Raw genomic sequence first — 11,473 nt, forward strand, 5'->3', positions numbered from 1 at the left:
GCGCGTCACACGCGCGGGCCCCTCTCTTCATGTCGCGACCCAGCCCTCGGGCGGCCGTCATGATCGAAGCTCCTGTTCGCGACCACCGCCGTGCAGAAGTGCTGCCGCGAGCGGTGTTTGCCGATAGAGCACTTCGCGACCGCGGCGCTGCGCGGTGACCAGGCCGGCGTCCCTGAGAACGGCAAGATGTTCGGAAACGGTGCCGGCGGCCAGGCCCACTCTCCGGGCCAGACTCGTTGTCGTGCCAGGAATCGACGTCTCGATCAGGATGTGCGTGCGCCCGGCGCCCAGGAGACGCTCCATCGCCGGTGATCGCACAGCGGGCTCCCAGAGCCGCGCCGCGCCGAGCATCGGATAGACCAGCGCAGGGGGTGCGGCAGAAGTGCCATTGGTGGGGCCGACTCCAGATTGGGCCAGCCGAAGGCGGTGGGGACGAGGATCAGGCCGCGGCCGCGCAGGTCCACAGTCCCACGGCGAAAGCCGGTCAGGCGCAGAGCGCCGTTCTCCCACATGGCCCGCCGGTGGAGGTGGGCGAACAACATCTCCAGGCCGCCGTCGGCCAGATGCCGTGCACGCGTGGTGATGTCGGCGTCGAGCAGGCCGCGAATCCGGTCCCACAGCGGTTCGACCAGAGTCTGCCAAGCCAGGCGTTGCTGAGCGACCAGCGTGTCCCGAACTTCGGTGGGGTCTCCGGTGAGTGCGCGGCGGAGGTCCGCGGACACGGTCACGGGGTCGAGGCGGCCGGCGTGTTCGGACAGTTCAGCGGCGACGACGTCTGGACTGGTGGCCTGGACCTGGGCGAGGTCCTCCTCGATGGTGGCGAGTGGGCCGGTGGGGCTGGGCCACAGGAAGTCCGGACCATGCCCGTTCGACGGCACGGCCGCCCTCAGCAACCCGAGGTCGATGGTGGCGGTGGCGGACCGGATGTCACGCAGCCACGGTAGGTACCAGCAGTGACGGCTCGGCGCGCTCAGCACCAGCAGGGCCGACATCGTCTCCTGCAACGGCGACACGGCGAACCGGCACCGCCCCGCGTCGCTCCACTCGAAACGGTGACACGTCGTGGATTCGGCCACCGCCGAATCCACGACTCTCGGAGGTTGCCGGCGGCACCCTACGCTCATGGCTGCGTCGCCCCCATCGGTGAATCCCGGACCGCGAACCCGCCTCCTGCGTGACAATCCGGGTTTCCGCGCGCTGTGTGTGTCACGGGCCGTCTCGTGCGTCGGTGACGGAATCACCACCGCGGCGCTGGTGTTGCTCGCCGCGGCGCAGCACGGACCGACCGGTGTGAGCCTGCTGCTGGTGGCGAATGCCCTGCCGCGGTTCGGCGGCCCCTTGGCCGGGGTGTTCGTCGACCGGGTCCCGACCCGCCGGTTGATCACCTGCTGTGACCTGGCCTCAGCAGCGGTCATCGGATTGATCGCGTTGACGGTGCCACCGCTGCCGTTGCTGCTCGGGCTCATCGTCGTGGCGGGGGCACTGAGCACCCTCCGGGGCCCGGCCGGGCGCAGCCTGGTCCCGGTCCTGGTCAGCCCGACCGATCGCGGCCCCGCCAACGCCTTGTTCGGGTTGGGGCGAACTCTTCAGCTCGCCGCGGGCCCGGCCGTCGGCGGCCTCCTGTCCATCGGGCCCGGCGGGGTGCGCACCGCGTTGGCCGTCGATGTCGCGACCTTCGTCATCGCCGCAGTGCTGCTCGCGCGGCTGCCAGCCTTCCAGCCAGTCCGTGATCCCTCGGTCATCACCGGAGTGTGGGCGGAGGCGGTGGCCGGCATACGTCATGTCGCAACCAACCGGCCGGTCAGAATCCTGATCCTGACCATGTTCGCCCTGGTGGTGTTCGCGACCGTCGACAACGTGGCGCTGGTGTTCCTCACCGGCTACCAACTCTCGGCCGGGCCGGCCGGGTACGGCCTGGCCGCCAGCGCCTTCGGCATCGGCATGACCCTGACATCGCTCGCGTGCACGAGATTGGCTCGCGGACGCTCACCCGTCGCCCTGCTGGCCGTCGCGATCGCCGCGACCGGCGTCGGCATGATCCTGGCGGGCCTGGCGCCGACCCTCGTTGTTGTCGTCGTTGCCCAACTGATCGCCGGCGCGGGCAATTCCGGCGAGAACATCGGCTTCGACACCGCCGTCCAGAACGCCGTGCCCCGACCGCTGCTGGGCCGTGTGTTCGGCACCCTGTCCACCGCCGCGCAACTGGGATCCGGTGTTGCCTACGTGGCGGGTGACCTGCTGCTCGACGTCGCCGGCCCCCGCGTCACCTTCGTGCTCGCGGGGGCCGGAACGCTCCTGGTCCTGCTCTGGCTCGCGCCCGCTCTGCGCACGGGCCCGGTGGGAGCGCTGCGTGTCGCACCGCGCTGACCCCCAGTTTTGGTCAGCGCGGGGCGAGCGGCTCGACCACCCGGCCCGTGCTGACCGTCATTGAACTCAGGACCACTGTCGCGTCACTGTCTCCGTCGACAATGCCCCCGTTGAACTGCGCTTACTTGGCCCAGCCGATGTCGGTGTACTTGGTGCTGGCCAGGCCCGAGTTGCCGAAGTTGGCCAGGCCGTTGCGAACGGCCACGATGGACGGACGCTGGTAGAGCGGCAGCGAGTGGCCCAGCGCCCACACCTGCTTGTCCACCTCGTTGAGCAGCGCGTACCGCTTGTCCTGGTCCAGCTCGGAGGACGCCTGGTCGAGCAGCTTGTTGATGCTGTCGTCGCCGATCCGGCCGGAGTTGCCGAGCGCCTGGTCGCCCGTGGTGAACCAGCTCTGGGCGTTGTTGACCGGCGGCGCGCCGTCGCCCATCTGGGCGAAGTTGGCGATGTCGAAGTCGCCGGGCGTGATGTGCTCGTCGAAGAAGGTGTTCGGGTCGTCCTGGACGATCTGGAGGTCGACGCCGATCGCCGCGAGCTGCTGCTGCACCAGCTGGGCCTCGTCCAGCGCCGACTTGGTGCCGGCCGGGATGGCGTTGCGGATGGTCAGCTGCTTGCCGTTCTTGCTGCGGACCTTGGCCCCGTCGGCCAGCTTCCAGCCGTCGGCGTCCAGCTCCTTGCGGGCCTCGTCCGGGTTGTAGAGGTAGCCGGCCGAGTGGTCCTCGTAGCCGGGGAAGCCGGGCAGGAAGATGTGGTTGCCCAGGGGCTTGGCGTCCGGCAGCAGCTGGCTGATCTCGGCCTTGGCGATCGGGTCGCGGTTGATGCCCTTGATGATCGCGACGCGCAGCTTCTGGTCGTTGAGGATCGAGTTGCCGGCGCCGTTGAACACGATCTCGCGGTAGTTGGGCAGGTTGGCCCGCCGCAGGGTCACGTTCTTCATGGCCGAGGTGCGCTTGAAGGCGTCGATGTTGGAGGCCACGCTCGCGAAGTCGAAGGCCCCGCTGGCCAGGCCGTCCACCTCGACGTTGGCGCTGGAGTAGTACTTGAAGACGATCTTGTCCAGCTTGGGCTTGTCACCCCACCAGGCCGGGTCGGGCACCACCGAGACGTTGTTGCCGGTCTTGTCCAGGTTGTCGACCTTGAACGGGCCGGCCGTGACCTTCGGCGCGTCCTTCCAGCCGTGGTTGAACTCCTCCGGGCTGGAGGTCATCGACTTGGGGTAGAGCACGTTGAACAGGTTCGACCACTCGGCCAGCTTGGGGCTGTAGGAGACGGTGAACGAGTAGTCGTCGGCGCCCTTGCTGATGTCGGAGATGCTGGCGTAGCCGGCCGTGCTCAGCGGCTGGTAGGCGGTGTTCTTGCCGTTGAGCGCCTGCCACTCGGACTTGTAGTCCTCCCAGGTGATCGGCGTGCCGTCGCTCCACTTGGCCTTGGGGTTGAGCTTGTACTCGACCTTCTGCGGGTCCGACGAGGTCAGCTTGAACGACTCGACGTAGTCCGGGTCGGGGATCCAGTTGCCGGAGGCGTCGGCGATGGCCGGCGTCGGCTCGAACGACTGGACGACCGGCGGGATGTCGCCGCTGCTGGCGTCGATGGCGAGCATGTTGAAGTTCGCCGGGAAGGCCTGGACACCCCACTGCAGGATGCCGCCGTCCTTGACCTGGTCGCGCGACATCGGGTTGATGTCGTTCTGGCCGATCTGCTTGGTGGGTGGCGGCGCGGAGGAACCTGCCGATCCCCCACAGGCCGACAACAGCAGTGCGGACGCGGTCACCGAGACGGCGACCGCGAGCAGCGCACGTGGCGTTCGACTCACGAGCATGCCTTTCCCCTTGAAGCCCCCAGTTTCCAGTTCGTCACACTATGCAGGTGACACCCGAGTCTTGCGCGTTTCCCACCCTGCGGGAACCTACGGAAGGCGGACTCGGCAGGATGTGACCTCATGGGCATCCGGACGCGTGCTGTGCGACACGGCTTGGCCGCCACTGTGCTTGTGCTGGTCGTATGCGCCGTCGTCGCCGCGTTCTCGGCCAGCACCCTGGCCTCGGCCCGTGCGTCGTTAGCTCCGCTGACCTCCCGGGCCAGCGGCCATGTGACCGCCGTCGACCAGAATGCGGACACCGCCACCGTCACCTGGGACCAGGGCCGGGCCACCATCGAGCTCGACGTCACGCCCCCACCGGTCGGCACCGCCGTCCTGGTCGGCTACGACCCCGCTGAGCCCTCGCACGCCGTCATCCCTCACGCCGTGACCCTGATCGCCGCCGACCGCTCCAGCGGCGAGCTCCTGTTCATCGCCATCGCCGCCGCGTTGATGCTGTTGGTGACCCTGATCCGGCTCTTCTCCCGCTTCGGCCTCACCCGCCGGCCCCCGGTCCAGGTCCCTGTCCGCCGCGTTCGGGTCACCTCCGGCCTCATGGCCCGCTCGTGGCTGGAGACCGAGGACATCCCGCGCCGCTGGATCCCCGTCTACTTCGACCCGGCGCTGGTCACCCTGCCCACCCCCAGCACCATCGCCCTGCACGGCGCCCCTCGCCGTCACCGCCTCGTCGCCGCCGTCGTCGACGGCGTCGTGCTCTACCCCTCCGGCCGCGTCCGCAGTGACGACCCGCGCGGCCGCCGAGTCGACAACCCGTCCGTGGTCGACGACTCCGTCCGGGCCCGTGCCGCGTCCGTCCGGGGCCTGCTCCGCCAGCTCCGGGCCGACATCGTCCTGATCGTCCCGGCCCCCGTCGTCGGCTTTCTCTGGGCGTTCTTGGACGGCAGCGGCATCTGGAGTTGGCTCGGCGCCACCGTCATCACCGCCGCCCTTGCCCTGTGGTTGGCCGCCCTGCGCGGCTCCGACCCTTCGTGACGCCCACCACACGTAGGTTTTTGGGCCTCCACTGCGGTGTTCCGGTGGCCCCGGATAGCGTGGATCGTCACTTTCTGTGCCGCCGTACGCCCATCCCAGTGTTCCGATCATCCTCCGAATCGGTGGAGTTGGGCTTGCCCTCTTCGGGGTGCGCCCGTGTCACGGGACCATCACCGCGGGTGGGCGGGTGTCCACCGGAGTGATGGGTGGAGGTGCCGCTGTGGGCATGAAGTGGATGGAGCACAAGGTTGTGCAGCACGCGCGTGCGTGGGCCTCAGGAGGCATTCCCGGGCAGGCCGGCAAGGACGAGTGCGTGGTGTGCGGCAAGCACATCCGCAAGCACCGCAAGGTGACCGGTGAGGGCCGTGTCTGCTCCGTGGCCTGCGCCCACTTCTGGGTCGAGAACATGAGCTGATCTCGCTTTCCCCCGTGCGCCGGCCAACCCCCGGCGCACGTCTTTTCCCCGGACCCCACCCTGCACAAGGCGAGCGAAGCAAAGCCCACCGGGGCGTGTGGGGCGATGTCCCAGGGGCGTGTGGGGCGAAGCCCCACATCGGGGGTCTGGGGGTCGTCCCCCAGATACAAATGCGAAAAATCCCCGCCTGCGCAATCCGCAGACGGGGATCTCCCAATTTGTAGCGGGGACAGGATTTGAACCTGCGACCTCTGGGTTATGAGCCCAGCGAGCTACCGAGCTGCTCCACCCCGCGTCGGTAATTAGAACTCTACCCGACCCGCTCCCCAATACCAAATCGCCCCCCACCACCCCACCTGACCAGCCAATACCCCTCAGCAGCCGGACGCCATGAGGAAGGAAGGCCGGACAGGCATGCCCCAAAGAGGGCCAGACGGTCCGCCCGAAGCCCAGACAGCCCAACAGCTGGCCCCAACAGCCCACCCACCGCCCGACAGGCAACGGAAGCGCCGCACAGCTGACGGGGACCCGCCAGGCCGCCAGAACGTCCCACAGCCCACGAGAAGCCCACCCGGGCACCAGGAAGCACGCACAGCCAACGAGAACCAGACAGCCACCAGAAAGACGCAGCCCCAGGACAGGCCACACCCGCCCCCACCCACCGACGAGCGAAGCGAAGTCAAGGCGACGAGCGAAGCGAAGTCAAGGCGACGAGCGAAGCGAAGTCACGTCCGGGGGACGAGCGAAGCGAAGTCCCCGGGACGGGGGTGCAGGGGGGCGAAGCCCGCCCTGCCTCGGGGTCTGGGGCGGGAACCCCAGTGTGAAAGCGAAAGATCCCCGTTTGCCGTTAGGCAAACGGGGATCTCCCAATCTGTAGCGGGGACAGGATTTGAACCTGCGACCTCTGGGTTATGAGCCCAGCGAGCTACCGAGCTGCTCCACCCCGCGTCGGTAATTAGAACTATACGGGTGGTGGACACCCGATGCAAATCGAGTGTCCACCACGTGACCTAGATCATCTTCCGCCGCCGGTGGTGGTGGGTGCGGTGCTGGTGGAGCCTTGTGCGGCGGTGAACTCCTTGGTGGCGTCGTCGAGCGCCTTGTAGGCGTTGCCGAGGGCCTGGAAGTCGCCGCTCTGCTGGGCGGCCTTGATGGCGGCGAGCGCGGACTGGATGTCGGTGACGGCCTTGGCCATGTCGGGGCTGCCGCCGCCGGGCTGCCCGGTCGTGGTGGTGGGCGGCGTGCTGGTTCCGGTGTTGCCGCCTCCCCCACCGCCTCCCCCGCCGCTGCCGGCGCCGGGGCCGTTGAGGGCCTGGTTGAGCGCCTCGGTGAAGGTGGGCGCGAAGCCGACCCCTCCGTTGAAGCTGACGAGCACTCGTGACAGCTGTGGGTAGGAGGTGTTGGAGTTGGCGCTCTGGCTCTGCTCGACGTACATGGGCTCGACGTAGAGCAGGCTGCCGCCGACGGGCAGGGTGAGCAGGTTGCCGTACTTGATGTTGGTGGCCTGCTGCCGGAACAGGTTGAGCTGGTTGGCGTTGGTGGTGATGAACTGGGTCTGCATCAGCTTCGGACCGGGTGTCTGGGTGTCCGTCGGCAGTTGCAGCACGGTTATCTTGCCGTAGTTGGGTCCTGGGTCGGATGCCACGGAGACGTAGGCGGACATGAAGTCACGGCCGAGGAACACGAGCGGGCTGGTGAGCTGGAAGCTCGCCTTGCCGTCGCTGTTGGCCGGGTTGCCCGACATCACGTAGTAGGGCGGCTGCGGCGTGGTCTGGGCCTGGATCGCCTGCGTGCTGGTGGGGTTGTCGACCGCGGTGGGGTCGCCGGGCACGTTCCAGAAGCCGACACTGGAGAAGAAGTTCTGCGGGTTGGTGACGTGGTACTTGGCCAGCAGGCCGCGCTGCACCTTGAACAGGTCCTCGGGGTACCGGAAGTGGGCCCGCAGCTGCGAGCTGATGGCGCTGCTGGGCTGCACGGTGCCGGGGTAGACCGACTCCCAGGCCTTGAGCACGGGGTCGGTGTCGTCGACGGAGTACAGCTTCACCTGGCCGGTGTAGGCGTCCACCGTGGCCTTGACCGAGTTGCGGATGTAGGCGACGCCCTGGTTGGGCTGCCGGGCCGCGTTGGCGTTGGCGTTGAGCGAATCAGTGGTGGCGTCGCCGAGTTGGGTCTGCTGCGAGTACGGGTAGTTGGTGAGCGTGGTGTAGCCGTCGACGATCCACTCGATGTTGCCGTCGATGACCGCGGGGTACGGGTCGCTGTCGAGCGTGAGCCACGGCGCGACGTTCTTGACCCGGTCCGCGGGGTCGCGGTAGTACATGATCTTCGAGTTGTCGGTGATCGCCGAGTTGAACAGGATGTTCCGCTCGCCGTAGTACGCCGCGAACACGAGGCGGTTGAACCAGTTGCCGACAGAGACGCCGCCGCTGCCCTGGTAGGTGTACTTGGTGGCGTCGGTGTCGTATTCCTGGCCGTCGCCGGGCTTCTGACCGTCGGGGCCGCCGACGATGGCGTAGTCGTTGGTGTCGCCCTGCAGCTCGCCGTAGTAGATGCGGGGCTGCTTGACGTTGATCTCGCCCTCGCTGACCTTGCCGTCGGAGCCGAGCTCGCTGACGGAGAAGTCGGGGTAGCCGGTCGAGGTGACGGTGCTGGCCTTGGCCACCACGAAGCCGTTGCCGTGGGTGTAGACCAGGTGCTCGTTGATCCAGTTCTTCTGGCTGTCCGCGAGGCCGTTGGTGTTGATCTCGCGGGCGGCCACGATGTAGTCGCTGGTGACGCCGTTGACCGAGTAGCGGTCGATGTCCAGCTTCGGCGGGAAGTCGTAGAAGTTGCGGCCCTGCCGGAACTGCTTGAACGTCGGGTAGAGCACGCTGGGGTCGAGCAGCCGGGCGTTGGACACCGTCGGCGTGTCGGTCTTGACCTGGTCGGCGGTCGCGGTCGGCCTGTTGTCGTAGTTCTGGTAGCTGACCTTGTCCTTGCCGAGGCCGAAGGCGTCGGTGGTGGCCGCGATGTTGTGCGAGATCGGCACCGACTCCTTCTCGTTCGCGTTGGGGGCGACCGAGAACTGCTGGAGCACGGCGGGCCAGGCCACGCCGATCAGCAGGCTGGACAGCACCAGCAGGGCGGTGGCGATGGCCGGCAGCTGCAGGTTGCGCAGGAACGCGCCGGCGAAGAAGGCGGCGGCGCAGAACACCGCGATGCACAGCAGGATCAGCTTGGCCGGCATGATCGCGTTCAGCGCGGTGTAGGTGGCGCCGAAGGCCTGCGGGTTGCTCTGCGAGAACAGCAGGTCGTAGCGGTCGAAGAAGTACGCGACCGCCTTGAACAGCACGAAGACGCCGGCGATGATCGACAGCTGGATGCGGGCCGGCCCGGACAGCTGGCCGCCGCGGCCGGCGAACCGGATGGCGCCGTACAGGTAGTGCGTGATCAGCGCGCCGAAGAAGGACAGCGCGGTCGCGACGAACAGCCAGTTCAGCATCCACTCGTAGAACGGCAGCGTGAACACGAAGAAGCCGATGTCGAGATTGAAGATCGGGTCGGTCTTGCCGAAGCTGGTGCCGTGCAGGAACAGCTGCGCCTGCTGCCAGTCGTTGGTGGCGGTGACCGCGGACAGGAAGCCGACGATCACCGGGATGCCGATGCCGAACAGCTTGAGGCGGCGGCTGACCACCGTGCGGTACCGCGAGACCGGGTCGTCCGGCCCGGACAGCGGCACGAACACCGGGCGGCCCCGGTAGGCCAGGAACAGGTTGGCCCACACCAGGCCGCCGACCACGACACCGACCACCAGGAACAGCACCAGCTTGGTCACCAGTGTCGTGGTGAACACCGACTGGAAGCCGACCTCGCCGAACCAGAGCCAGTCGATGTAGGTCGAGAGCACCCGTGAGCTGAGGATCAGCCCGATGAGCACGATCACCCCGACGACGATCAGGATGCGGCTGCGTCGGGACAGCGTGGGTAGTCCGACGGGAGGCCGGTTTGCCACGGGGCACTCTCCTACGGTTGCGGTCGGCGTAACGCGGACGCGACCCTGCCGGGCCTCGCCACCTGTGACAACTCTACGGACGGTGTCCTGAGTTCCACGGGCGGGACACCCGCGCGCCCGGGCCTTGTCCGGAAGGGTCGTGCTCGGATGCGACGATGGGCGGCGTGCCTTCTGTTGACGACGCCGACGAGAGCCGGCCGACGCTGCTGCCCGCACTGGCCCGCGAGGTCGAGGAGTTCGTCTCCGCCGCCGGCTGGGACCAGGTCCCGCAGCTGTTCGCGCTGGTGCCGACGGCCCAGCTGATCGCCCAGCAGCCGGAGCTGCGCACGCAGCTGGATCCGGACGCCTCGCTGACGCCGATCGCCCAGGAGGAGCTGCCCGGCGAGGACCTCGGCGACGCGCTGGCGTCCATCGTCTGGCCCGACTCGGTCACCGGCTGCGCGGTGGCCCAGGAGATCGTGGTGCTGCCGCCGGACGCGGAGGCCGAGATCGAGTCCGTCGCCGACGACACCTCCGTGCTGCGCCGGGTCGCCTCCGAGCACCCGCAGCGCCGCGAGGCCCGCCTCGTCGCCGCCGTCCTGCGTGACGGCACCGCCGCCTGTGTGCTGCGCCTGCGCGGCGACCAGGACCGTCCGGACGAGATCGTCGAGCACCCCGAGCTGGCCCCCAACCTCACCGGCGCCCTCCTCCAGACCCTCCGCCCCTGAACACAGGCGGTTCCGCCCTCAGCACACGCGAGGTCGCGCCGGTCTCTGGACCGCGGCGTCATGTCGATCGAGTCTTTCCATCGATCGACATGACGCAAGGAAAGAGACCGGCTCTAGAGCGACCTCACCGCGCGCGGAACGCGCGCCAAAGGCTCAGCAGCCCGGCGTGGGCTTGCCGGCTTTGAGGGCCTGAAGCGAGCTGACGGCGTCGGCCAGCGTGTTGACCTTGATCAGCTTGAGGCCGTCCGGCGCGTGCTGCTTGGCCTCGGCGCAGTTGTCGGCCGGGGCCAGGAACGCGGTCGCGCCCGCCTCCTTGGCGGCGATCATCTTGAACGGGATGCCGCCGATCGGCTTGACCTCGCCCTGGTCGGTGATCTCCCCGGTGCCGGCGATGATGCCGCCGTTGTCGAGGTTGTCCGGCGTCAGCTTGTCGATCACGCTGAGCGCGAAGATCAGGCCGGCCGAGGGCCCGCCCACGTCGGCCAGGCTGATCTTGACCTGGAACGCGACGTCCGGCCGGTCGATCGGGCCGATGCCCATGAAGCCCCAGGTGCGGTCGTCGCTGTGGCCGAGCGTGATGGTCGCGGTCTGCTCGGGCGCGGTGCCGCGCTGGAACGTCACCGGCACGGCCTGCCCGGGCTTGGTGTCCTTGAGCGCGTCCTGCACCTGCTGCGAGGTGCTCACCTTCGCGCCGTTCACGGACAGCAGCCGGTCGCCGGCGTTGAGCACACCGGTCACGGGGCTGCCCTGGCTGATCGTGCCGACCAGCACCTTCATCGGGTAGCCGAGGTAGCGCAGCGCGGCGACCTGCGCGTTGGACTGCGAGTCGGTGAACTGCTGGACGTTCTCCTTCTGCACGTCCTGCTGCGACTCGCCCGGCTTGAAGTACTCCTCACGCGGGGCCAGCGAGTACCGGCCGGACGCCCACAGGCCCAGCGCCCCGAACAGGGTCACGCTGTCGGTCAGCGAGACCGTGGTCATGCGCAGCTGGCCCTTGGTGGGGAAGGTGTTCTGGCCCTGCACCGAGATCACCGTGGTGTTGTCGACGCTGCCCAGCGTGTTGAAGGTCGGGCCCGGGCCGATCGCCACGTACGGGATCGAGACGACGCCACCGAGCAGACCGATGACCGCCACGAGCACGA

At 68.4% G+C, this 11,473-nt stretch carries 9 protein-coding genes and 2 tRNA genes; 4 read left to right on the plus strand and 7 right to left on the minus strand.

The genetic code is table 11. The features are described 5' to 3' along the window. Positions 1-57 precede the first annotated feature (57 nt). Together KUTG_RS61530 and KUTG_RS61535 are read right to left on the minus strand one after the other, a co-directional pair. The gene (locus tag KUTG_RS61530) at positions 58-303 is read right to left on the minus strand and encodes an ArsR/SmtB family transcription factor (RefSeq protein WP_198047259.1); all 246 of its coding nucleotides are present in this window, start codon (positions 301-303) and stop codon (positions 58-60) included. Continuing rightward, positions 264-1,076: a DUF5937 family protein gene (locus KUTG_RS61535; protein ID WP_198047260.1), complete on the minus strand. Its 813-nt coding sequence runs from the start codon at positions 1,074-1,076 to the stop codon at positions 264-266. The genes KUTG_RS61530 and KUTG_RS61535 overlap by 40 nt, the downstream gene beginning before the upstream one ends. A gap of 46 nt (positions 1,077-1,122) precedes the next feature. Between KUTG_RS61535 and KUTG_RS20870 the strand changes: the two genes are divergently transcribed. Continuing rightward, positions 1,123-2,367, plus strand: a complete 1,245-nt coding sequence (locus KUTG_RS20870; protein WP_084579608.1) for an MFS transporter — start codon at positions 1,123-1,125, stop codon at positions 2,365-2,367. A gap of 121 nt (positions 2,368-2,488) precedes the next feature. On the opposite strand, the gene KUTG_RS20875 is transcribed toward KUTG_RS20870, so the two are convergent. Next, positions 2,489-4,186: an ABC transporter family substrate-binding protein gene (locus KUTG_RS20875; RefSeq protein WP_052395133.1), complete on the minus strand. Its 1,698-nt coding sequence runs from the start codon at positions 4,184-4,186 to the stop codon at positions 2,489-2,491. A 120-nt stretch (positions 4,187-4,306) separates the two neighbouring features. Here KUTG_RS20875 and KUTG_RS20880 point away from each other — a divergent pair, with 120 nt between their 5' ends. Both KUTG_RS20880 and KUTG_RS20885 read left to right on the plus strand, forming a co-directional pair. Beyond that, positions 4,307-5,218, plus strand: a complete 912-nt coding sequence (locus KUTG_RS20880) for a hypothetical protein (protein ID WP_157494683.1) — start codon at positions 4,307-4,309, stop codon at positions 5,216-5,218. Positions 5,219-5,444: 226 nt separating this feature from the next. Further along, a complete protein-coding gene (locus KUTG_RS20885; RefSeq protein ID WP_232240883.1) occupies positions 5,445-5,633 on the plus strand; it encodes a hypothetical protein in 189 nt (62 codons plus the stop codon). A gap of 221 nt (positions 5,634-5,854) precedes the next feature. On the opposite strand, the gene KUTG_RS20890 is transcribed toward KUTG_RS20885, so the two are convergent. From KUTG_RS20890 to KUTG_RS20900, 3 genes are all read right to left on the minus strand, one after another. Further along, positions 5,855-5,928 (minus strand) — tRNA-Met (locus tag KUTG_RS20890). A gap of 579 nt (positions 5,929-6,507) precedes the next feature. Further along, positions 6,508-6,581, minus strand: a tRNA-Met gene (locus KUTG_RS20895). Between the two features lie 67 nt (positions 6,582-6,648). Continuing rightward, positions 6,649-9,624 carry a UPF0182 family protein gene (locus tag KUTG_RS20900; RefSeq protein ID WP_043718930.1) on the minus strand — a complete coding sequence of 992 codons (2,976 nt, stop codon included), beginning with the start codon at positions 9,622-9,624 and terminating at the stop codon, positions 6,649-6,651. Positions 9,625-9,779: 155 nt separating this feature from the next. Between KUTG_RS20900 and KUTG_RS20905 the strand changes: the two genes are divergently transcribed. Continuing rightward, entirely contained in the window at positions 9,780-10,331 is a 552-nt protein-coding gene (locus KUTG_RS20905; protein ID WP_052395136.1) for a PPA1309 family protein, read from the plus strand. A gap of 153 nt (positions 10,332-10,484) precedes the next feature. Here the strand turns inward: KUTG_RS20905 and KUTG_RS20910 are convergent. Continuing rightward, positions 10,485-11,473 (minus strand): YlbL family protein (locus KUTG_RS20910; protein ID WP_043718931.1); only part of this gene is annotated, 989 nt, incomplete at its 5' end.

The sequence above is a fragment of the Kutzneria sp. 744 genome (assembly GCF_000568255.1).
GTDB lineage: Bacteria > Actinomycetota > Actinomycetes > Mycobacteriales > Pseudonocardiaceae > Kutzneria.